A 23,399-nucleotide genomic window follows, 5' to 3' on the forward strand; every position below is an offset into this window, starting at 1 on the left:
AGTCATGACCGCTTTGACCATGAGCCCCGGACTGCGCACGGCCCTGGAAAACCTGCTGCACGATGAAAGCTGGAAGGCAGCCTTCCATGGCTGCCTGATGGTCAACCCGGACATCAGCCGACTGCATCTCTCCAGGGCTGACCACTTTCTGATCCGCTGCCTGAGCCCGCTCGAGCGGCCGGGCCTGAACTGGATGGTCAAGCTGCTGCTCAAGCAGACCCGGCGCCGCCGGGACGAGCAGCTGGCACGGCTGGCCGTGCACTGCGAGACCCTCGTCCGCGTCCTGGCCCACCTGACGCGACCCAGGGACACCGTAGCCGACATCCGCCAGCTGAATTGCCTGGCGCGTCTATCCGACCACACCCTGTGGGTGATGCTCGCGACGCTGTCCCTCGTGCCATCAAGTGAACGCTTCGAGGCGGCATGCATGCAGCGCGTGACGGTCGACGAGCTCGCCGACTACTGGCAGGGCGCCATCGCCGACCTCGTCCTCAGGAACAGGTTGCGGCGCCCGGAATACCAGGGCATTATCGACCTGCACCAGCTCCTGAGCGCCGTGCAGGGCCACACGTACAACCCTGACCCGGCCATCGTCGATGCCTGGGCCGAGCTGGCCGTGGCACACAACGTCGACCCGGTGTCCGTCCGGGAGATGCTGCGGCTGACCCTGCCGTACGGCACCTTCGAGGTGCTGGACGAGGCGCATCGCCGGCACACCGCCAACCAGAACGGAGCAGCATGACCAGTCACACGACCGACCAGAGGCGGGCTGTCATCAGCTGCCTCCTGACCGAACCCGGCTGGCGCGCAACGATGCGGGCCCACCTCATGACCAATCCGGCCGTCATCCGCGACTATCTGCCACGGTGGCAGCGCTCCGTCGCGACCCGGCTGGTGCGGACGGGCGGCCGCTGGCCACGCTGGCTGACCGACATCCTGTCGGTCCGGACCCAGCAGTGGCAGACCGCCCGGCTGGAGGCACTGGCGACCCGGTGCGACAGCATCATCGACAGCCTCCACGCCATCATGAGCAACCGGTCCAGGCGGACCATCGCCGGGGCTATGGAGCATCTGCGGGGCCTGTCCCAGGATGATCTCTGGCGCATCGGCGCGGCGATGTCTGTCGCGCCGCATCGCAGCCATTTCGAACGGTCGGCTATCCGGAGCGTCAGCGTCGATGAGGCGTATGACATCTGGGAGGACGCCGTCCGGCAGCTCATCGAGCTGACCGCCGCACAGGCAGGGCGGCCAGACCAGCGGCAGGACCGCGGCCTGTTCCGGCGCACCACGCTGGATGCGCCGTACGACACCGACCGGCCCATCGTGGACGCCTGGGCACGCATCACGCAGGCCCGGGATGGCATCCCCGACGAACTCAGGGAGGAGCTCCGGCAGGCATTCCCGCCCGCCGCCTCCGCGGCGCTCTGTTCCGCACTCGACCGGCACGTCCCTGGGCGGCCGGCGAGAAAGTCCTGAGGACGGGACATGTGGCCACTCCGGCACGGGCGATTAGCCCGCTGCCGGGGTGGCCGTCTTCTTTTCTATTGCATTATTATATTTTTATTCTATAATTGACTCGCCGTATCTGTAACAGCGGCGTCATCACATCCGTCCCTCGACGATTGGAAGACCATGCCCCCTAGCTGCACACTGGACGAGTCCGAGCGCGAGCGCCTGGAATTCACCAGAAGTGTCCTGGACGACCCCGGCTTCCAGCTGGGCCTGATCAGCTGTGTCGCCAGCGATCCTGGCGTCATCGGCAAGATCCTGAAGCACTCCGGCCGCATCGAACGCGCCGGAGCCGACAGCGACGCCATCATCGGCGCCCTGGCCGGCCACTGCACCGCGGTGGTGGGCGGCGTCCGGGCGGTCATGCTGGGCACGCTGCAGGAGCCGCCCGCACGTCCGGCGGCCGGCGTCCAGCGCCACGACGAGACCGGCGTCTCCGCCTGGGAGAAGTGGCGGGTCGCCGCAGCGGTCGCGACCGCGGTGTACTGCCGCCTCGGAGCCGTCAACGCCGGCCCCCTGACCGACGACCAGCACGCCGAGTGGATGGAGCGCATCGGACACCTCATGCGGGTGTACGGCGCGGCCCACTACAGCGGGCGCACCTTCACCGTCCTGGACGAGATCGGCCAGCACCTCCTGGCCGCCATGCTCGGCCTGACCGACGACGGTGAACTGGACGAGGAGAGCCGCTACCACGTGGACAGCACCGTCTGCCAGGTCTACGGCGGCCTGGCCCGGCGCTACATCGGCCGCGGCGTCATCACTGCCCCGCAGGTACTGGAGGCGCTGCAGCAGACCCTGTTGCCGGCCGACGCGCTGCAGCCGCTGCGCCTGGCCGTCCAGGAGGCCGCAGCCGGCTGACCTCTTCCGGGCCACCCCGGCGCGACATCGCTTCGCGCCGGGGTGGCCCACCCACAGCCCACCACCGGTGGGCTTTTGTATTGTTTAACACTACAGCCGATTGCCATCATGGCCGCTATACTGGAATCATGACTACCGTTATCTGTACCGGCTGCGGCATTGAGATCGCTATCGATAAGGCCATGGAAGGCCAGATTGAGGCCCGCGTGCTGGCCGCCGAACGCCACAAGCACGAACAGGAATTGGCAAAGATCAAGGCCGAGCAGGACAGCGCCATCAAGAAGGAGCGGGAAGAGGCAGAAGCCCTGGCCCGGCGCACCCTCGCCCGTGAAAAAGAAATGATGCACAAACAGGCCGAAGCCGACCTGGCATTTGAGAAGCAGAAACTGGCCATGGAAGCCGCCAGCGCCCAGAAAAAATCAGCCATCGAGCAGGAAAGCCTCATCAAGACGCTGCGCGACGACGCCGAGAGTGCCAAAGCCGACAGCAAAGCCCTCCGCGAGCAGCTGACCGAACTGACCCGCGAACTGCGCGAAGAGCGCAAGGCCAAGGAGAACGCCGAATTCGAGGCCCAGAAAAAGATTGCCGAGGAAGAGGCAAAGATCCGGCAGGAAGTGCAGAAATCGGCCGACGAGAAAGCCCGGCTTAACCTTGCCGCCAAGGAAAAGACCATCACCGACCTGCAGAAGGCCCTGGACGAAGCCCAGCGCAAGGCCGCCCAGGGCAGCCAGCAGCTCCAAGGCGAAATCATGGAGCTCGACCTGGAGGAGGCCTTGGCCGCGAATTTCCGCGACGACGAGATAGCGCCGGTGGCCAAAGGCGTGCGTGGCGGCGATATCATGCAGACCGTCAAGAGTCCGCGCGGCACCGGCTGCGGCAGTATCATCTGGGAAATCAAGCGGACCAAGAACTGGGTGGACGGCTGGATTCCTAAATTGAAAGAGGATGCGCGCAACGCCCGGGCATCCATCGCCATCATCGTCACCGAGGTCATGCCCAAGCACATTACTGAGGATATCGGCCAGCACAGCGGCGTCTGGATCTGCAAACCGCAACTGGCCATCGTACTAGGGGCACTGCTGCGCAAGAGCCTGCTTGACGCCGGCATGCAGAAAGCCATCGCCGAGAACCGCGGCGACAAGGCCGAAGCACTATACAACTTCGTCACCAGCCACGAGTTCATCCAGCAGATTGAGAGCATGGTCGAGACGTACCAGGAAATGACCACGCAGGTCACCAAAGAGCGCATCGCCTATGAAAAACTCTGGGCCCAGCGAGAAAAGCAAGCCCAGAAGCTGCTGATGGGCACCGCCAACATCATCGGCAGCATGCAAGGGCATGTCGGACAGGCGGCCATGCTGCGCATCAAGGGCTTGGAGCTGGGTGATGGGGTGGAGGAGCTGGAGCAGGCGGCTCTGGTGTAATCATCGGCCTACAGCCGCGCAGGGTCGGGCGTGGCAATCCAGCAGCTGCTATCCATACTGCCGTGACCCTCAGTCGGACCACTTGCGGGTGGCGTGGAGCTGAAATTCGGCCAGCTCGGCAACGACACTACGGGGCCGGTAAGACATTTCTGGTTCTGCCCCCCAAGCAGATAGGTAATCCACCAGGGATGCGGCTGGCCATCCAGGTTCACGCCGCCGATGTACTCGAAGGTGGCCCCGATCATCGCACCGCCATCACTCCGGGGCGCATATTTAGAAGTCGGCGCCTTGGCAAGTCCGGTGTATTGCTTCAGCGGATCCAGGATGAGCGGATTCTCGACAATCGACTCATCGCCGTTCCACGTCACGCAATCGCCGGGAATACTGTCGTTTGAATAATCGCCATAACCAAAGCCCAGACAGCTTGATTCATCAGCAGGGTAGCGCCCGTTGACGGTCACGTACGCCACCAGGGCCTTCTTGTACACTTTTACCAGTTCGGATGTTTCAAGATTGCGTGCCCGGCGCTGGGAATCCCCAAAAACAGAGAGGGCGATTGCGGCCAGGATACCGATCACCACAATCACAATCAGCAACTCGACAATTGTAAAGCCACGTGCCTTGTCGCGCTGCCAGCAATACTTCCTTAGAATGTTCATGTGTGTCTTTATTACTTCTGGCCTGATTCTACCAGTTTTTTTAGCCACACACCACGCCCGTTCGGTCGCTTCTGGCACTCTTGACACGAGAGTGCCAATTTTTTACACTAGAATCGTAAGCGGTATCTACTAACGGTGCCGCGGTGAATGGTAAGAAAGGAGGATTATTGTTATGGCAATCGTAAAATGGGACCCTTTCGCAGAACTCAACACACTGCACGAACAAGTCAATTCCTTGTTCAATGACACGTTTGGCAACCTGGGCAACAACAACCACATGCTGCCCGCGACCGACATCTACCACGACGAAAAAGGTCTGACCATCGAGACCAACCTCGCCAACTTCCGCGAGGAAGAAATCACCATCAACCAGCATGAGGACGCCCTGGAGATCCGTGCCGAGCATCAGGAGCGCCAGGAAGATGGCGGCAAGGGCAAGAATTACTTGATGCGTCAGAGCGTCAACCAGTACTTCCGCCGCTTCGCGCTACCCAAGAACGCCGACGTCGACGCCATCGATGCCAAGCTGGAAAACGGCATACTGAAAGTTCACGTGCCCTACAAGGAACTGCCGCAACCGAAGCACATCGCCATCAAACGCAGCACCAACGCCGTAGAAGCCGGCCCAACAGACAAGAAGTCTGCCAAGAAATAGCAGCGCCAAGCTTGAAGCGCTTGCAAACCCCGCCTGCAACATGGCGGGGTTTTAATGAAATCTTGACTGCTCCGAGCGAGTCAGGCTAAGGTGAAGGGGATGCAGACACCACTTATCGAAATCCAAAATTTTACTATGCGCTTCGGAGACACTACCGTCATCGACAGCCTTTCATTCGAGGTCAGGCGCGGGGAGACCTTCGGCCTGCTTGGCAGCAACGGGTCGGGCAAGACCACTACCATACGGGCGCTGCTGGGCATTTACCAGCCGGCCGGCGGGCGGCTGCTTATCGATGGCAAGCCATACCGCGTCGATGGCGGCGTACGCCTGGGCTACCTGCCTGAAGAACGCGGCCTTTACAAGAAAGAGAAAGTACTCGATATCATGTCGTACTTCGGACAGCTCAAAGGCCTGTCTCCCCAGGAGGCAAAACGATGGTCGCTTGCATATCTGGAGCGGGTCGAGCTGGCCGACAAGGCCAATCTGCGCCTCGATAAGCTTTCCGGCGGCCAACAGCAGAAGGTGCAGCTTGGCATCACCATCATGAACGACCCTGAGCTTCTCATCCTGGACGAACCGACCAAGGGCTTCGATCCGGTCAACCGGCGGCTGCTGATGTCAATCATCGAGGAGCACCAACGGGCCGGGGCTACCGTCGTCTTCGTGACGCACCAGATGGAAGAGGTTGAGCGCCTCTGCGACCGCATCATCCTGCTCAAAGACGGTGCCGCCCGGGCGTACGGTCCGGTCAAGACTGTCCGCAAAGAATTCGGCGGCCTGTCGCTTGATGACATCTTCATCAAAGTCTATGGCCAGCACGATAGTCGCCAGGAGGAGGCGTAACCATGCATAACCTGAGTACCGTCTTCCGTTTTGAAGTCATCCGCTCACTCAAAAAGAAGAGCTTTTGGATATCAGCCCTGTCGTTCCCATTGATATTCGCCGCCATCGCTGCCATCATCTACTTCTCCAACAAGACGACAGAAGAAGCCGCCACGCAGAACAATAACGATAAGTTCTCGCTCGCCGTCACCGACAGGTCCGGCCTGGTACAATCGGCCATTCTGCGCCAGCTTGATGCCAAGGTGCTCAGGGACAAGGAGGAAGGCATCCAAGCCGTCACCAGCGGCTCGCTTGACGCGTACTTCTACTATCCTCAGGACCTTAGCAGGCAGCCGGTCGAAATCTACAGCCGCGACGTCGGACTGTTCGACAATGGCCGCTACCAAGGGGTCAGCGAGCTTATTCTGAAGCAATCAGTGGCCGGCGCCATCAATCCGCAGGTCAAAGCCATCCTGCAGAACGACGTTACCTACAGCGCCACCACCTACCGCGACGGCGACGCCTACGACGGCTTCAAGCAGCTCGTCGCCCCCGGCATGTTCCTGGTACTGTTCTATATCCTGATGGCGCTGTTTGGCAACCAGATGCTGACCAGCACCACCGAAGAGAAGGAGAACCGGGTCATCGAGATGCTCCTGACGACGGTGGATGCGCGCACGTTGATTGTCGGTAAGGTGCTGTCGTTGATCGTCCTGGCCCTGGCCCAGATACTCATCATCCTGATACCAGTCGTCGCCGGCTACTTCCTGCTTGGCTCGCAGTTCAATCTGCCCAACTTTGACATCACCAACATTCCGCTGGATGCCGGCCGCATCGCCGTCGGGGCGGCCATCTTCTTCGCCAGCTTCATGCTGTATACCGGGCTGCTGATCGCTATCGGCGCAGCTACTCCCACCGCCAAAGAGGCCAACAGTTTCTTCGGCGTCGTCATGACGCTGTTGTTCGCACCGCTCTATGCCGTCACACTGTTCATCTCGGCGCCAGAGAGCCCGCTGGTGCGCTTTTTGACGCTTTTCCCGCCCACCGCACCAATTCCGCTGATGCTCCGCAATGCCGTGGGCAACCTGCAGCCGTGGGAGACGGCCCTTGGCGTAGCACTGCTTGTCCTGGCGGCGGCCATCGCACTGAGCGTCGCCGTGCGGTTGTTCCGCTTCGGGGCGCTGGAGTACAGTCGCCGCTTGAGCCTGAAGGAAATTTTCGCCCGCAAGTAAAGCCGCAGCATACAAAAAACACCCGGACCGCAATGCATCCGGGTGTTTTTATGCGAACGTAACCGCTAATTATCGATTGACACCAGCTCGATATCAAACACCAGATCCGAATTAGCCGGAATGTTCGGAGCAGGGGACTGTGAGCCGTACGCCAGCGGCGCCGGAATCACCAGCCGGCGCGTACCGCCAACCTTCATGCCGGGCACACCTTGCTGCCAGCCGCCGATGACACCGCTCAGCGGGAAGGTGATGGGCCGCCCCATGTCGTGTGAGCTCTGAAAAATAGTGCCGTCCTTAGCCAGAGCGCCTGTGTAGTGCGCCGTGATGACCGCGCCACTTGGCACGACCTGGCCGTTGCCTTCGGCAACATCGATGATGTGCAGTTCCGTTACGGTTTCGACCGGGTCAAACCCCGCCATCTTGGTGCCTTCAAGCCTATCTTGATTCATAAAGAGTCCTTTCCGTGGTGGCCAGTTAGTTAATTCTTGATCTCCACCCCGGCCATAATAACATCACCGACGACATGCAGCACCGGTGCGTTCTTGGCGCCTGCACTGTACGTCTTGTCCTCGACGCCGCCTAAAATGGGGGTCAGCGCCGGCCGCACCACCCAAGTCTCCGGCACGATAATCTCGACGCCGCCCATGATAGCCACCACCTCGAGCGTCGCCTCCTTGTGGATGGCCGCCTTGCGCAGATCGATTTTGACGCCGCCCATGATGGCCGTCGCCTTGCCGCCCTTGTAGTCGCCCGATTTGTTCTTATTCTCGGCGCCGCCCAGCAGCGCAACGACGTCATCGCGTTCTTCCTGGCTCAGATGCTTGGTAGCCCGGCCGGCGCGGTTGGTCAGCACTGAGACACCGATGATGATCAGGATGGTCGGCCAGAACAGGCTCCACAGGTTAAAGTCGGGTAGCACATCAAGCTCGCGCAGCTGCAGGGCCACGCCGACGGCGATGATGACCACCGCCCAGATATAGTTGCGCGCGCTGTTGATAAGCATGACCAGCCCGACGATGACCAGCAGCGTCGGCCAGTACTGCTCAACCAGGTCGCCAAAATTAAAGATCTCCAGTCCATCGAGCAGGGTGCCGATGCCCAGGAGAATGATTGCTATGCCAATGATTGTTCGTGCGGTAGTGTTTCTCATACCCTACAGTATACAACTCCGTCAAGCCGGTTGGTTATGCTTTACAATATTATTCACGTGAAAACAATAGCCGCCCCAGAACGAGGCGGCTATTGTCATGAGGACAGCGATCGGTTACTTCTCTGACTTCGGGGTGGACGATGCGTCCTTCTTGGGCGTGTGCACCGTGCCGCTCTTGTCGACCTTCAGCACCAGGATACGTTGATTATCCTGGCCGAAGTCGGCGACAAGCTTGGCGTGGTCTTTGGCTTCAAAGACGGTCGGGAATTCCTTGCGGTTGCGTTCGTCCAGCGTCGGGCCGTTGAGCACGATGTAGTCGATGCTCTGCCAGCCGCTGATCTCAGCAGCTACTTCGGGGTCGGTCTCGGTCTTGTACAGCCAGACCGGGTCCGGCTTGTTAAAGCCCTTGTCCTGCAGGTCGGTCCACAGGGCAGACTCGACGACCATGCGCTTGTCACGGGTGACATGCTTATTGATCCAGTCAACCGCTTGGCGGCTCGACTTGTCAACGTCCTCAGTCATACTGGCCTGCAGACGCGGCTGCCAGGCGGGCACTACATACGTGGCGAAGCCGGCAACCAGGGCCAGTGCTGCGATGCCAGCCGTTACCTTGCCGGCCAGCACCAACTTGGTCTTGCGGGCATCCAGCAGCGGCACCACGACAAAGCGGTGTACAGCGGCGCCGATGACGATGGCCGCCAGCGGCAACAGGGCGATGATGTACGGGTAGGGCAGGTATCCGCCGCGCAGCATCATGATCAGGCCGATAGCCAGCGCCACCACGAACGGGCGGGCGCTGCGGACGAACCAGGCGAACGGCATGGCGGCCACACCGGCCCAGAAGAGCCAGGCATCGATGTCCATCCAGAAGTTAAAGAGGTTGCGGGCGTCACTGTCGGCGCCGAGGATGCTGCCGCTACCCTCGCGGCCGAAGAGCTGCCAGAGGAGCGTGCCCAGCAGCGAGACATGGCCCTCACCGGGGAACAGCTCGTTCTTAAGCAGGGCGTAGAGGGCATAGAAGCTGACGATGGCGATGAAGACCACCGAGAACGAGGCTAGCATGAAGCGGCGGTTGCGCTTATCGCTGTTCTGCCACAGCAGGTAGGCCAGGGCCGGCAGGAAGATCAGGAACGTCTCCTTGCTGAGGATGGCCACAGCCATACAGATGGCACTGCCGACGATAGGCAACAGGTGGCGCCGCGGCGTCAGGGCCAGGAAGAAGGCGCCGAGCAACCAGGGCAGGGCGATGTTGTCGAGCAGGACGTAGCGGCTGAACTCGACTGCCAACGGGCTCAGGGCGAACAGCCCCGCCGCCAGCGCGCTGACGCTGCGGCCGATACCCAGGCGCCGGCCGATCATGAAGACCAGCAGTACGCTGACAAGGTGGACTACCACCATGAATTCGCGGCCGGCGGTGATGGATGAGGCGTGGCGGTCAAAGGCGCCGGTCAGGGCCGTATAACCGGCCAGCTGGATCCAGGCGACCGGTGGGTGGTCGTACCAGTAAGTGTAGTGGGCCAGGTCGCCCTTGTACTGGACGGCCCAGGCCTGGGAGACGTAGGTGCCTTCGTCCTCGAAGCGCTGCGGTGAGTTCGGCATGTTCAGCGCACCGACGACGCCGGCGATCAGCAGCAGCACGCTGGCTACCAGGACATCAAGCCGGTAGGTCTTGAGCCAGGCGGCCAGGCGCTGGCCGAGAGTCTGTGGTGTTTCAATCTTCTTTTTTGCTGGTTTCTTGCTGGCCATAGTGGCAGTACCCATCCTTATTACCTAGGCTTTCTCACCCATTATAGCTGCCGTAGCGGTATTCTGTGCAACGGAAGCCTGGGTTTCGGCGCCACGGTGGCGGCCGCTGTGAGCAGTCTTGTGCCAGGTAGTGTCGCCGCGCAGTTCGCGGATCATCGACCACAGGCCGGCGATGTTCAACACCATCTGGTAGAGGGCGAAAGTGGCAAAGAGGGTGGCATACTGACGCACGGTGACCTTGCGCTGGAAAGCCTTGCCAAAATCACTCAGGAAGACGGCGTTCAGCACCAGCAGCAGTGCCAACGGGATCAGCGGGATGAACATCAGCAGTACCAGGGCGACCGGCGCCTTGAGCTGAGCCATGGCGATCAGGGTGACCAGCAGCATGACGGTCGAGAAGGCGAGCATGGCCGGACCAGCCAGCACATAGCCAGCCAGCAGGCGCTGACGCAGGGAAGGCAGCTGGCGCCACAGGCCTTTGCGCCACTCGTGATAGAAGCCCTGGCACCAGCGGACGCGCTGTTTGAAGAGTCCGGCCAACGTGTCAGGTGTTTCTTCCTGGGTAGCCAGGCGTGGGTCGTAGTAGACGGCCGTCTTGGTCTTGAACTTGACACTTAACAACACGCCCAAGCTACAATCTTCGGTCAGCGTAACTGGCCAGCCGCCGGCACGGCGGAGAAGACTAGAGCGGATGAAGATGGTGTTGCCACCTAAAGGCATGAAGCGGTTGTCGGACTGGAAGGCCATGGCACTGTTGAACCACTTGTAGTACTCAAGGACGTTGTGCAGGGAGTACCAGCTGGAATGGTGGTTCATCAGCTGGACGCCGCCCTGGACGACCCCGACCTTGCGGTCGTTGAAAGCCGTGTCCACGTGGGCCAGCAGCTCGGGGTGGACGCCATCCTCGGCATCGACGATACCGATGACGGTGTAATCTTTCTGAGCGACCGTCTCAAGCACGTAGTTCAGCTGCAGCGGCTTGTTCGGCTTGACGCCGGGGCGCAGCGGGTATTCGACGACAGTGATGCGGTCGCTGATGGCAGCGGCAGAGCGGGCGACAGCCAGCGTCTCATGATCGTCGTCACAGATGACGGAGATGATATCGACATTCGGGTGCGTCTGCTTAGCCAGCTGCAACAGGGTAGTGTCCAGCACTTCCTGCTCATGGCGGGCCGGGACGATCATCAGGAATTTCTCTTTGGGGGTCTTCGGGTCGGGGAAGCGCAGGCGGCTGACAGCTTCGGGGCTGCGGTAGGCGTAGGTCATGCGCCAGACTTCCATGCTGGCCTGGACGAACATGCCGACGCCGATGACGGCCATCAGGATGGCCAGCGTCAGCTGCAGCTGGACAAAGACGCCAGCAGCCAGGATGCCCACCAGGGCACCCAGGGCCAGCTTGCCCATCGGGAAGACGCGGTGGCGGCCGGCTGCTTTCTCGGCAGCACTGGCAAAGGCCCAGCGGTCGCTGATGATGTAGTTGAGCACCATGATTACCGCCAGGGCCACGACGCTGGCCGCCAGGTAGTGCAGCTCGAAGTTGAAGCTGCGGCCGGCCAGCGTGAAGCTGAACGACTGAGCGATAAGCCAGGCAAACAGGTAGTAGTTGACCGCCGAAGTGGCAGCCCGCGAGGCGATGAACTTGGCCAGGGCGCCGTTAGTAACGGTGCGGTCACGCCAGGTGATGTTCTTATTAAGCAGGTAGTTCAGCAGGAAGGTAACCACCAGGACGATGCCGTTGGCGTAGACCGGCGACATGCCCAGGCGCTCTACCAGCAGCGCCAGCAGGGCAAGCCCGGCCGCGAAAACGCCGCCACCGATAAGGCCGAACTGGACGAAGCGGGGGATGCGGGCGACAGAATCAATACTGTTGACATGCTTCAGTACGGCCAGCTGGCCCATGAACAGCATGCCTTGCTTGAATGAGCCTTTGCTTTCACCGGCAGTGCGCTCGGCAAACTCAAACGGCACTTCGGTGACGTTGAGGCTGGAGTGACGCGCCAGCATCTCAAGCAGAATCTTGAAGCCTTTCGGACGCAGCAGCCCCAGGTCGATGGCCTCGCGGCGGAACAGGAAGAAGCCGGTCATCGGGTCGGTGACGCCGCGCAGGCGCTTGGGAAAGAAAGCCTTGGCCAGGAACGTGGAGCCGCGGGAGACGAAGTGGCGGATGCCGCCGTCAAGCCCGCCGGCATCACCGCCGGCACAGTACCGGCTGGCAATGACCACGTCGGGGCTGACGCCGGCGGCATTCTGAGCCTCGGCAGCCTCGATCATGCGGGGCAGTACTTCCGGCGGGTGCTGCAGGTCGCCGTCCATGACGATGATCTGCTCCGAGCGGGCCCGGAGGATACCGTCGGTCACAGCGCCGGACAGGCCGCCGTGACGGGCATCACCTTCGCGGTGATACATCCGGACATGGAAAGTCGGCGTACGGTACAGCACGCGGGCAGCCGTCACAGCCTTGATGGTATCAAGGTTCGGGCTGTCATCAACAAACAGTACTTCGACCGGCCGGCCACTGAGAGCCAGGCGAATCCGACCAACGAGCAACAGCACGTTATCCGCTTCATTAAAGGTTGGTACGATGATGGTGGTCAGCGGTTTGACAGAACGCCACGCCTGCTTGACGGAATTATTAGCTCCCACGACTCTTCCTTCCCATTTCCCTGGTGTTTAGTAGTCTTATTTATATATTAGCACATTTTTCAGTTTTTTGCAAGTATATTTATTAAAAACAAGCGTTTTAGGAGGTAACGCGACAGTTTTACGATGTATTTTCTTTAATAGCCAATATATTGCCTATTGACAATAGTGTATACTGACAGTCGCCTTATTGTCACCAGCAATGTGCGAACATTGCCTGCACCAAGGAGAAAACGTTGATTCTTAGACGACGTGGAGCGCTGATCCTGCTGACCATCGTCGCGGCTGCGGTGACCCTGGTGGTCATCAGCAACCGTGGGGGCGTCGACTGCGACGAGGTCCGTCCAACGACCGGGCAGACGCGGGCGGCGATCTTCCTGGTCGACACCCAGCGCCTGAGCAGCCAGCACCTGGCGGTCGACGTGCAGATCTGCCCGGCACCCGGACAGACACTGAGCAACGTCCCGGTCTTCGCCGAGGCCTACAACAGCCCCGACCCGGCAATCCAGAAGAAGCACGGCAATGAATCCCGGGTGATCGAGCAGATCCCCGGGGAGGGCGACGAGATCCGCCTGGTCATCGACGGGCTGGACGGGGACACCAAACCGGCATTCGTCGGCATCGGCGTCTTCGAGCCCAACCCGCCCGGCAGCCCCGAGTGGGGACCGGTGATCGACTTCAGGGTGGTGCCCGTCGACCCGGAGGACTGACCTCCGGCGCTGCACGACAATAGGCTGCGCCCCTCCCGGCAACTGGTCCGGGAGGGTGCGCACCCTCAATAAGACACTTGCATCAACCAAGCCAAGTACATTAGAGTAAGCGAAGCATTATGATAAACGAATACATATATACAACAAACGTAAAGGGCGACCACGATGTCTAAGAACTTGGTCATCGTCGAGAGCCCCGCCAAGGCCAAGACCATAGAGAAATACCTGGGCAAGGACTTCCAGGTACTCTCCAGCATCGGCCATATCCGCAGTATCGCCAAGAAGACCAAGGACGGCAGCCCGCCGATCGACACCGCCAAGGGTTTCGTCACCGTCTACGAGGTCGACCCCGAGAAACGTAAGGTCATTACCGAACTGAAAAAGGCTGTCAAGTCCGCTGAAACCGTCTGGCTGGCGACGGATGAGGACCGCGAGGGAGAGGCGATCGCCTGGCACCTGTGCGAAGTATTGGGCCTCGACCCGGCCAGGACCAACCGCATCGTTTTTCACGAGATTACCAAGAGCGCCATCGAAGATGCGGTCAAAAACCCGCGCACCGTCGACATGAGCCTGGTGCAGGCCCAGCAGGCGCGCCAGATTCTTGACCGGCTGGTGGGCTTTGAACTGTCTCCGGTCGTCTGGCAGAAGGTGCCGGGCGGCAAATCGGCGGGCCGTGTCCAGTCGCCGGCGGTACGGCTGCTGGTGGAGCGTGAGCGTGAAATCAATGGTTTTGAAGGCTCATTCACTTTTAAGGTGACTGCTGAATTCACCGCCGCCGGCCAGCCGTTCAAGGCCGAGCTGCCGCACCGCTTTGCCACAGAAGCCGAGGCGCAGGCCTTTTTAGAGAGCTTACTCGGAGCCACCTTCACCGTGGCCGATGTCACCAAAAGCCCCAGCACCCGTAATCCGGCGCCGCCGTTCACTACCAGTACGCTGCAGCAGGATGCCAACAGCCGTTTGGGCTTCGGCTCCAAGGCCACCATGTCCAGCGCCCAGAAACTGTACCAGGACGGTAAGATCACCTACATGCGTACCGACTCGGTCAACCTGAGCGGACAGGCCATCGCCGCAGCCGCCGATTATATTAAGAAGGCCTTCGGCGAAGAGTACCACCAGGTGCGCACCTTCAAGACCAAGAGCGCCAGTGCCCAGGAGGCCCATGAGGCCATCCGCCCCACCAACATGGCACTCGAGAAGGGCAGTAGCAACGAATACGACCAGAAACTCTACAACCTGATCCGCAGCCGCACCCTGGCCAGCCAGATGGCACCGGCCAAGCTTGAGAAGACCGTCGTCACCATCACCATCTCCACCGGCAAGCACCAGTTCGAGGCCAAGGGGGAAGTCATCGTCTTTGACGGGTTCCTGCGCGTGTACGGCGGCAGTAAGAAAGATCCGGACCTGCTGCCATCGGTTACCGCAGGAGATGCACTCGACATGCTCAGCGCCAGTGCACGCCAGACCTTCGCCCGGCCGCCAAGCCGCTACACCGAAGGCAGCCTGGTCAAGAAGCTGGAAGACCTTGGCATCGGCCGGCCATCGACCTACGCCACCATCATCAATACCGTCCAGGAGCGCGGCTACGCCGTGAAGGGCGAAGGCGAGGGGACGCCGCGCGACGTCGTCGTACTGAATCTTGGCAAAGACGCCGTTGAGCGTGAACTGGTCCAGGAAAAGACCGGCGCCGACCGCGGCAAGCTGGTGCCGACCGCCGCCGGACAGGTGGTCAGCGACTTCCTGACCGGCCATTTCGATCAGGTTGTCGACTATGGCTTCACTGCCAAGGTAGAGGAGGACTTCGACCAGATCGCCCGCGGCCAACTGGCCCGCAACAAGATGCTGGAAGAATTTTATAAGCCGTTTCACAAGCTCATCGAAGATTCGGGCGGCATCGACCGCAGCACCGTCGCCCAGGCCCGCGAGATCGGCACCGATCCAAAGACCGGCAAGCCCGTCCTGGCCCGCTTCGGCCGCTACGGCCCGATGCTGCAGCTCGGCTCTGCCGAAGACAAGGAAGACAAGCCCAAGTTCGCACCGCTGCCAGCCGGGGCCCGCCTGGAGACCGTCACCCTGGAGCAGGCACTCGAGATGTTCAAGCTGCCGCGCACCGTAGGCCAGACGAAGGACGGCCGCGACATCAAGGCTAACGTCGGCCGCTTTGGCCCCTACATCCAGGTAGATAAGCTGTTCGTCAGCATCAAGCCGCTTGACCCGATGTCCATCACGCTTGATGAAGCTCTGGAGCTATATGACGCCAAGCTCAAGGCGGAGGCCGAAAAGAACATTGCCGACCTGGGTGATGGCATCAAGGTCCTCAACGGCCGCTACGGTCCATACATCACTGATGGCAAGAAGAACGCCAAGATTCCCAAGGGAACCGAGCCGAAGGCTGTCACGCTTGAGCAGGCCAAGGAATTACTGGCCGCAGCACCAGCCAAGGGTGAGGGCGGACGCTTCCGTCGCAAGGCCGCTGCCAAGTAAAGCGATTAATGAAGACTGTCATCGACGCTCGCACCCTCAGAGTGGGTTGCCGGGTTACTTGAGCTGCTTGATACCCATCAGTCCCTGGATGGACGACGCCCCGTGTCGCTCTGGGGCTTCTCGCTCGGCGCCATGATCAGCCTGTTGGCCAGCGCTGAGCGGCCGCTGGATACACTGACGCTATGCAGTCCGAGCGGCTACTTCAAGGAATATATGCCGCTCATCGCACCTGAGTTCACCGGGTGGTGTACACTGCAGCAACTGGCCGAGTTCCAGACCAACAGCCTGATGTCACTGCTAGAACGGACACATGTACGCAGGGCAGCCGTTCTGGCGGGAGATCAGGAGTTGGCGGCGTGGCCGACGTTCCGTGAAGCCGTGAGCGATATCCATCAGTCCACTGGCTGGCCATTGCGCATCATCGCTAACACCCATCACGACATCGACCAGCCTGGATACAGACAGGAACTTCAGAGCGTCATTACCAGCCTTTAGGAGCACTCGATTGATTGTTTAGCGGCCATCTACTGCTGGTTCGCATACAGCACCAACAGGTTCTGCAGCTCTATATCATCCGGCTCAAGCAGCCCCGGATCGACAAAGTGGTTCATCAGCACATGCTCGGTGGTGCGGTGTCCATGGCCGATAGCATGACCCATCTCATGGCTCAGGACCGCCTGGTCGATCGTGACATACAGATCCATATGGACCGTGGTCAGGTAGCCATTAGCATACTGAAAACCAGTCCAGCCCATATTGCCCTGGGCGTCCGTATCCTGGGGGTGGGCCGTCATGGTGACGCAGATAGCCTGGGTGCTGCAGCCCGTTTCGGCCACGCGCATCTCTACGCAAGGACTGACGGACCAAGCTGCGGCCGCATTGCTCACCCAGGCGTCATAGGGAGCTCCGACCGTACTGGTGTCAAAGTAGACAATGGCCTCAGCGCCAGTCTTTTTCCAGGGATAATTCGTCGCTTCAGGGACATCCTGCATCGCCAGGCCGCTTGGAGCCGTACAGGCGCCGTCACTGCCATCATCGCCGCCGCTGACAGGACCACCGGTGACCGTGCCAAACAGCAGGGCGCCCGTGCCGGAAGCAGCCGTGTCTTCAATCAGCTGGACGCCGCCCGGCTGGTCGTTGGCCAGCGCATCCTCCACCTCTACCGACACCGTGGAGCCCGCCGCCAACCCTACCTGCAACAGCACGATGCCCACCGTTGCGACCACGCTAAAAGTGGTGACGCCGGCAGCCAGCGATCGCCGCCGCGCCCTTGTTCCAATAGCTGTGCGTATCTGTTTCATGACAAAATCTTTTCTTCAGTATATAGCAAAACTATAAAATCATAAGCATCAACAGGGAAGGAACCGGGCGGCCTTCGGCTTACTAGCAACTAATTTGTTTTCATCGTCTATTTCATGCTATAATTAAGCACATGCGAAACATCTCCCGGAGGGCATCAAAAAACACACGAAAAATATAATTGACACTCATATGCTTTTGTTATATAGTACTTTATATATTAGCCAATACATTACATTACTAAATAAGGAGAATACATGAGCGATTCCTCATCCTCACCAGAGGCCGTAATGCCCGACGTCCACTCAGCCGTTCAAGATATCCTCGCTACAGTCGAGCGGGAACGTGAGCGCGAAATCGTGGCGCGCCGGTTTGGTCTGTACGATCGTAAAGAGACCCTGGAGCAGATCGGTGAATTGCTGGGTATTACCCGCGAGCGTGTCCGTCAGCTTGAAAAAGCTATCATGATCCGCCTGAAGATCGCTGCCGAGGACGAGGAGAAGCTGCCGCATGTCACCGCCCTCGAGAAGCACTTCGTCCGCCACCTGCACGAAATGGGCGGCGTCGCCCGCGTCGGAGACCTGGCACACCGTCTTGGCAAAGGCGAACACGCCGAGCGTGACAAGGCACATGTCGCCTTTGTCGCCGAGCTGGCTCCCAACCTGGCTGTCGTTGAAGAGAACGACCACTACCACCACGCCGTCGGTATCCGCGAGAAGCACGACGCAAAGGCCATCCGCGGCCACGTCGACGAAATCGTCACTACCATCAAGAAGCACGGTGAGCCGCTGTCCACCGAAGAGCTGCACGACAAGCTGAACCACGGCCACCCCAGCCATGTCCGCGCCCTGGCCCGCACCAGCAAGCATCTTGCCGAACTCAAGGACCGCTGGGGCCTTGCCAAGTGGCCAAGTGTCAATCCCAAGAACATCCGTGACAAGATCTATGTCATCCTGGAAGAGAACCACAAGCCGATGCACTTTTCCGAAATCGCCGATTCCATCAAGGACTCAGATTTCAAGCGCAAGGACGTGACCACCCAGGCCATCCACAACGAGCTCATCAAGGACAAGCGCTTTGTTCTGATCGGCCGCGGCATCTACGCCTTGGCAGACTGGGGCTACAACAAGGGCACCGTCGCTGACATCATCACCGACATCCTCCGCAAGGAAGGCGGCCCGCTGCACCGCGACGATATCGTCCGCCGCGTCCTAAAGCACCGCCAGGTCAAAGAGACCACCATCCTGCTCAACCTCCAGGGCAAATCGCAGTTCAAGCGCGTCGCCAAGGCCACCTACGGCCTGGCCGAACAGCCCCAACCGGTCAAAGAGACCGCGGCAAAGGCTTAGACTGCCATCACCAAAACACTAGCGTATAGTAGTTGCACCTTGTTTCCTATTGCGAGACAATAGGAAGGCAGGATTATTATGGATGTAGTCTTCTCAATATTGCTTGGTATCCTAGGCAAATGGTACATATGGTTGCCAATCGTCGCCGTGTTGGCTTATTTCACATGGCAGAACAACCGCAAGGCTACCACAGTCCAGAATATGGAACACACGCTGCTGGTCCTGGAGATTCCGCGCGCCAACGACAAACAGGAACTGGCAGCCGAGCAGATGTTCGCCTCATTGCACGGCATCCTGCGTTCACCGCGTGAACTGCGACTGGAAGGGGCGCTCCAGGAGCACATCTCTTTCGAGATCGCCTCCATCGAAAAACACATCCGCTTCTACGTCTGGGTGCCCAAGCACCTGCAGAACTTCGTCGAAGGCCAGATTTACGCCCAGTACCCGACCGTCCAGATCCACGAGGCCGACGAGGACTACGCCGACCGCGACATCCGGCAATCCGTCATCTACAGCGCCGAGCTGGGGCTGATTGACAACGAGGTATTGCCCATCAAGTCCTTCCAGACCTTCGACGTCGACCCGTTGGCCGCCATCACCGCCACCCTCGCCAAGCTCGACGACCCGGGTGAGGAAATGTGGATCCAGGTCATGGCCCGGCCAATCGCCGACACCTGGCACAAGCGCTCCGCCGCCTATATCTCCCGCGTCAAGAGCGGCGGGGGAGACGGCTTCATGACCGGCGCCGGCTGGGTGAAGGGCTTCTTTGAGGCGCTCTGGAAACCACCGGAGCCAGGAGCCGGCACCGCCAAGGAACTGTCCGAGCGCGAAAAGACCCGCCTGGCCGAAGCCGAGAAGAAGAGTACCAAGCTGGGCTACCAGGTGAAGATCCGCTTAGTGTATGTGGGCAACGACAAGCAGACCGCCCGCTTGCGCATGCAGGCCATCGTCGGCACCTTCAAACAGTACAACAGTACCAACCTCAACGGCTTTACCATGAAGAACCCGGCCTACGACCGTGAGGCGCTGGCTCAGGCCAAAGCCCGTTTCTTCATCGACAAGGGCATCATTTTGAATATTGAAGAGCTGGCTTCGCTCTACCACCTGCCTCACACCAACGTCGAGACGCCCAACATCGTCTGGGCCAGTTCCAAGACCGCCGAGCCGCCCGCCAAGCTGCCGGTACTGGCCGGCACCCCGGACGACAACAACATCAGCGCCTTCGGCCTGACCAACTTCCGCGGCTACCAGCAGCAGTTCGGCATGTACCGCTCTGACCGCGGCCGTCACATCTACATCATCGGGCAGACCGGTGCGGGCAAGTCGGGCCTGTTGGAGCTGTTCGCGCTGAGCGATATCTTCCACAACCAGGGCTACGCCATCATCGACCCGCACGGCGATTTCGCCGTCAACAACATGAAGTTCATCCCGGCCCACCGCATCAAGGACGTGGTCTACTTCAACCCGGCCGACACGGCCTTCCCGGTCGGCTTCAACCCGATGGAAGTCATCAACCCCAACATGAAGAACAACATCAGCTCCGAAATCATCGGCGTGCTGAAGCGCATGTTCGGTGACTCCTGGGGTCCGCGCCTGGAGTATATCCTGCGCTACACCATCCTGGCCCTGCTTGATTACCCGGATTCGACCATGCTCGACATCACCCGCATGCTGACTGATAAAAAATTCCGCAAGGACGTCCTTGGCCACGTCACCGACAGCGTGGTACTCAACTTCTGGAACATCGAGTTCGCCAGCTGGCAGGACAAGTTCGCCTCCGAAGCTGTGGCGCCGGTGCTGAACAAGGTGGGTGCCTTCACGGCCAACCCGATCATCCGCAACATCATCGGCCAGCCCAAGAGCACCTTCAACATCCGCCAGATCATGGACGAAGGCAAGATCCTCATCGTCAACCTGAGCAAGGGTCTGATCGGCGAGGACAATGCCTCCATCCTCGGTTCGTTCCTGGTTACCAAGATCCAGCTGGCCGCCATGAGCCGCAGTGACATCCCCAACGTCGAGGACCGCCGTCCGTTCTACCTCTACGTGGATGAGTTCCAGAACTTCGCCACCGACTCGTTCGCCACCATCCTGTCAGAGGCCCGTAAGTACGGCCTGAACCTGACCGTCGCCAACCAGTACACCGCCCAGATGTCGGATGTAGTACGTTCGGCCGTCTTTGGTAACGTCGGTACGATGATTTCTTTCCGCGTCAGTGCCGATGACGCACCGGTCCTTTCCAAGCCTTTCGAGCCGCAGTTCCTGCCGGAAGACCTGCTGCAGATGAACAACCGTCACTTCATCGTCAGCATGGTCATCAAGGGCGAGAAGACCCCGGCCTTCTCGGCTACCACGCTGGCACTGCCGGCCAACCAGACAGATCTCAGCGCCTACATCATCGAGAACACCCGCCGCACCTTCGGCCGTCCGCATGACGAGGTCAAGGCCGAGATTCAAGCCCTGATGAACCCGACCAGCCAACAGCTGCCAGCCCAGGCTGGCGGTGGCAATAACGGCGGGGGAGGCGGCAACCAGGCCCCCAAATCGTCAGCACAGCAGAAGAAGTGGCCGGTTGATGATGGCGCCAAGAAGGTTGCTCCAGCCGCCAAGACGACCAAGGAACCGATTGCCGCCATTCCCGCAGCCACACGGGCTGCTACGGCCCCACAAGCACCTTCTGCCCAGCAGCCCGAAACGCCGCGCCAAGAACGCAGTGAACGCTCCGCCCGTCCGGCTCCGGCAGGCGGGCAGTCGGCTTCCGGCGATGAAGGCGGCGACCGTCCCAAGCGCAAACGTAGCCGCTCACGCTCACGCGGCAAGAACAAGGGCGGCGAAGGCGGCGGGGACGCTCCACGCGCCGCCTCGGGCAGCCACGCCCGTCCTGAAGGCGCCCCACAGGCACCACCCCGTACCGCTCCGGCTCCAGCCTCAGCGCCAGCCCGGCCGGCACCTCAGTCTGGCGGCATGCACGACGGCCACGAACTGATTTTGCGCTAAATATTTTACTTTTTTAGATTTTTGTGATATAATAGTCATAAGGGAACTCTCCCGACTACACTGAGAGGAAAAGAGAGCATGACGATGACGCCTCAGCTCATCAGCGCTCTGAACACCATCGCCCAGGGTATCTGCGACGAAAGGGGACTCATCACCGATGTCGCCCCAGCCCTGTTCAACCTGGGCGAGCCGCTGCGGACCCACTTCCACCTGGTGCAAGCCGGCGTGGCAGAGAAGGGGTCGCCGCTGGTGCTGCGACGCCACCAGTCGATCCGCGTGGAGCAGATGTTCCCGGGTCACCTGGAGCGCTTCGCCGTCTGCCCGGCCGGCTCACCCAGTGAACCGTTCGCGGAGCTGGAGCGGGACATGATCCTCTACCAGTTCGACCCGCACCACGGCGGCCTCAACACCAATGCCACACTGCGCCGCTACAGCACCACGCTGGACCCGGCAGAGCCGGATGTGGCTCACGCCCTCGATCTGCTGGCCGCCCAGCTGATCGACATCAACAGCGTGGAGGACTGGCTGATCAACCCGGAGGTCTGGCCGGCCACTTGGGGCAAGGGACGCATCCGCCTCAACTGGCAGATCGAGCACCCGCACGACGGCCCGCTCTGGTCGGCGCTCAACGAACGGGCGCTGCGGATGAGTAGGGGGCTGATGTGCCTGCGCGCCGTCAGCGACCCGGCCATCCTCGAGGCGGCCCGCTTCGCCAGCATGGAGACGGCGGTCGCCGTCTGCCACGCAGCCACGCCGCTCGAGCCGATCGCCACGGTCGACTTGACCAAGATGGCGATCTTCGGCCTCGACTACGTCGGCGCCATGCGCTACCTTCCCGAGTCGGGCTTCGCCCGCACCGGACCCAGGACGTAGCACCAAGCCCCCGGCAGCCAGCCGGGGGCGTACAATTTTGGCAGGAGTGAAGCAGGGGAGGGGCGCGTAGAACAAAAATAGAACTGTTCTCTGTGGAGCGCGCCTTAGTACATGTGCACATACGCAAAAAACAACCAGAACGCATCATAGAACAAATATAGAACAGAGCTGATGCGGCCGCGCTCGTACCAACGCAGCGCCGCCTCACTGCGGGCACTGGTTTTTTGAACGACGCCCTACGGCCAGTTATCGCTCGCGGCAAATACTCACAGAACGCCCATGGAACAAATTTAGAACTTCATCCGTGATCAGTACGCCGACAGCAGCAAGCCGCAGCCAAGCATAGGCAAAGCCCATATCCGGGGCCCGCAGAGACGATAGAGCAAAAAAGAGGGCACATAGTGGGCGCATACTTAAGCCAGCACGTCCGGACAGCAAAAATCAATATACATAAGCCGCATGCATACACGTCTTTTTGCTATATACGTTATGTCGTACAATATATCTTTTACGACACATAAGTATATACGCAAAGCTGTATGAGTAATCGTCTACGTATATACGTTTTTTATTGGCATTTCGTTTATTAATCCGTTTGCACGCCATGTATCCGCAAACACTGCCTACGGTACCCGCGACATTAAAATTTAATAACTTTAGCGAGCTTCGATACCACTTTCAAACAAGCGCAGCACCGGGGCAGTCTGATGTGTGATGCGCCCACAGTACGCGCACTGCGTGATACATATACCTATGCGCACATCCGGTTATGTGCATGCCAATCGCATCGACATATCCGCCCTGAGCCCGCCATACGGGCACGCACAGCCTCAACCTTAAAGCGAGAAGCCCACCAAACCTTAAAAACCCACCTGAATTTGACTTTTCCACAGTACCATGGCCATAGTTTGCTTTTTCGTGAAAAATATAGTTTTTATACACTTTTCACGCTTCTCTCCCCTTGTCCTCCGCTGTATTTGCTTTTTGTGACA

At 60.1% G+C, this 23,399-nt stretch carries 19 protein-coding genes; 13 read left to right on the forward strand and 6 right to left on the reverse strand.

Annotated elements, in window-relative coordinates; genetic code table 11:
• The first annotated feature begins 4 nt into the window (after nucleotides 1–4).
• The 4 genes from JNJ66_04735 (at nucleotide 5) to JNJ66_04750 (ending at nucleotide 3,794) form a co-directional block, all read left to right on the forward strand.
• Entirely contained in the window at nucleotides 5–742 is a 738-nt protein-coding gene (locus JNJ66_04735) for a hypothetical protein (GenBank protein MBL8159738.1), read from the forward strand.
• On the forward strand, nucleotides 739–1,476 hold the full coding sequence (locus JNJ66_04740; protein MBL8159739.1) for a hypothetical protein: 738 nt from the start codon (nucleotides 739–741) through the stop codon (nucleotides 1,474–1,476). The genes JNJ66_04735 and JNJ66_04740 overlap by 4 nt, the downstream gene beginning before the upstream one ends.
• Before the next feature lie 156 nt (nucleotides 1,477–1,632).
• A complete protein-coding gene (locus tag JNJ66_04745; GenBank protein MBL8159740.1) occupies nucleotides 1,633–2,370 on the forward strand; it encodes a hypothetical protein in 738 nt (245 codons plus the stop codon).
• A gap of 128 nt (nucleotides 2,371–2,498) precedes the next feature.
• Nucleotides 2,499–3,794 carry a DUF2130 domain-containing protein gene (locus tag JNJ66_04750; protein MBL8159741.1) on the forward strand — a complete coding sequence of 432 codons (1,296 nt, stop codon included), beginning with the start codon at nucleotides 2,499–2,501 and terminating at the stop codon, nucleotides 3,792–3,794.
• Between the two features lie 8 nt (nucleotides 3,795–3,802).
• Here the strand turns inward: JNJ66_04750 and JNJ66_04755 are convergent, their stop codons facing one another.
• Complete coding sequence (locus tag JNJ66_04755; protein MBL8159742.1) at nucleotides 3,803–4,453, reverse strand: type II secretion system protein; 651 nt, start codon at nucleotides 4,451–4,453, stop codon at nucleotides 3,803–3,805.
• Nucleotides 4,454–4,625: 172 nt separating this feature from the next.
• Here JNJ66_04755 and JNJ66_04760 point away from each other — a divergent pair, with 172 nt between their 5' ends.
• The 3 genes from JNJ66_04760 (at nucleotide 4,626) to JNJ66_04770 (ending at nucleotide 7,162) form a co-directional block, all read left to right on the forward strand.
• Entirely contained in the window at nucleotides 4,626–5,108 is a 483-nt protein-coding gene (locus JNJ66_04760; protein MBL8159743.1) for an Hsp20/alpha crystallin family protein, read from the forward strand.
• A gap of 135 nt (nucleotides 5,109–5,243) precedes the next feature.
• Nucleotides 5,244–5,951 (forward strand): ATP-binding cassette domain-containing protein, encoded by a 708-nt coding sequence (locus JNJ66_04765; GenBank protein MBL8159744.1) that lies wholly within the window; start codon nucleotides 5,244–5,246, stop codon nucleotides 5,949–5,951.
• Nucleotides 5,952–5,953: 2 nt separating this feature from the next.
• On the forward strand, nucleotides 5,954–7,162 hold the full coding sequence (locus tag JNJ66_04770; GenBank protein MBL8159745.1) for an ABC transporter permease: 1,209 nt from the start codon (nucleotides 5,954–5,956) through the stop codon (nucleotides 7,160–7,162).
• A 65-nt stretch (nucleotides 7,163–7,227) separates the two neighbouring features.
• Here JNJ66_04770 and JNJ66_04775 read toward each other — a convergent pair whose 3' ends face one another.
• From JNJ66_04775 to JNJ66_04790, 4 genes are all read right to left on the reverse strand, one after another.
• Nucleotides 7,228–7,611, reverse strand: coding sequence for an FKBP-type peptidyl-prolyl cis-trans isomerase (locus JNJ66_04775; protein MBL8159746.1), 384 nt, complete (start codon nucleotides 7,609–7,611; stop codon nucleotides 7,228–7,230).
• Between the two features lie 29 nt (nucleotides 7,612–7,640).
• Entirely contained in the window at nucleotides 7,641–8,312 is a 672-nt protein-coding gene (locus tag JNJ66_04780; protein ID MBL8159747.1) for a hypothetical protein, read from the reverse strand.
• Between the two features lie 114 nt (nucleotides 8,313–8,426).
• Nucleotides 8,427–10,058 carry a glycosyltransferase family 39 protein gene (locus JNJ66_04785; protein MBL8159748.1) on the reverse strand — a complete coding sequence of 544 codons (1,632 nt, stop codon included), beginning with the start codon at nucleotides 10,056–10,058 and terminating at the stop codon, nucleotides 8,427–8,429.
• Between the two features lie 24 nt (nucleotides 10,059–10,082).
• Entirely contained in the window at nucleotides 10,083–12,701 is a 2,619-nt protein-coding gene (locus JNJ66_04790; protein MBL8159749.1) for a glycosyltransferase, read from the reverse strand.
• A 233-nt stretch (nucleotides 12,702–12,934) separates the two neighbouring features.
• Here JNJ66_04790 and JNJ66_04795 point away from each other — a divergent pair, with 233 nt between their 5' ends.
• The 3 genes from JNJ66_04795 (at nucleotide 12,935) to JNJ66_04805 (ending at nucleotide 16,384) form a co-directional block, all read left to right on the forward strand.
• Nucleotides 12,935–13,408: a hypothetical protein gene (locus JNJ66_04795; protein MBL8159750.1), complete on the forward strand. Its 474-nt coding sequence runs from the start codon at nucleotides 12,935–12,937 to the stop codon at nucleotides 13,406–13,408.
• 165 nt (nucleotides 13,409–13,573) lie between these two features.
• Complete coding sequence (gene topA, locus JNJ66_04800) at nucleotides 13,574–15,889, forward strand: type I DNA topoisomerase (protein ID MBL8159751.1); 2,316 nt, start codon at nucleotides 13,574–13,576, stop codon at nucleotides 15,887–15,889.
• Between the two features lie 102 nt (nucleotides 15,890–15,991).
• Nucleotides 15,992–16,384, forward strand: a complete 393-nt coding sequence (locus tag JNJ66_04805) for a hypothetical protein (GenBank protein ID MBL8159752.1) — start codon at nucleotides 15,992–15,994, stop codon at nucleotides 16,382–16,384.
• Nucleotides 16,385–16,413: 29 nt separating this feature from the next.
• On the opposite strand, the gene JNJ66_04810 is transcribed toward JNJ66_04805, so the two are convergent.
• Complete coding sequence (locus tag JNJ66_04810) at nucleotides 16,414–17,190, reverse strand: hypothetical protein (GenBank protein ID MBL8159753.1); 777 nt, start codon at nucleotides 17,188–17,190, stop codon at nucleotides 16,414–16,416.
• A gap of 255 nt (nucleotides 17,191–17,445) precedes the next feature.
• On the opposite strand from JNJ66_04810, the gene JNJ66_04815 reads away from it, so the two are divergent.
• From JNJ66_04815 to JNJ66_04825, 3 genes are all read left to right on the forward strand, one after another.
• Nucleotides 17,446–18,537 carry a hypothetical protein gene (locus JNJ66_04815; protein ID MBL8159754.1) on the forward strand — a complete coding sequence of 364 codons (1,092 nt, stop codon included), beginning with the start codon at nucleotides 17,446–17,448 and terminating at the stop codon, nucleotides 18,535–18,537.
• Between the two features lie 78 nt (nucleotides 18,538–18,615).
• Entirely contained in the window at nucleotides 18,616–21,534 is a 2,919-nt protein-coding gene (locus tag JNJ66_04820; GenBank protein MBL8159755.1) for an ATP-binding protein, read from the forward strand.
• A gap of 84 nt (nucleotides 21,535–21,618) precedes the next feature.
• On the forward strand, nucleotides 21,619–22,407 hold the full coding sequence (locus tag JNJ66_04825; protein ID MBL8159756.1) for a hypothetical protein: 789 nt from the start codon (nucleotides 21,619–21,621) through the stop codon (nucleotides 22,405–22,407).
• Nucleotides 22,408–23,399 lie beyond the last annotated feature (992 nt).

This window comes from Candidatus Saccharibacteria bacterium, assembly GCA_016789455.1.
Taxonomy (GTDB): Bacteria; Patescibacteriota; Saccharimonadia; order Saccharimonadales; family Saccharimonadaceae; genus CAIJKY01.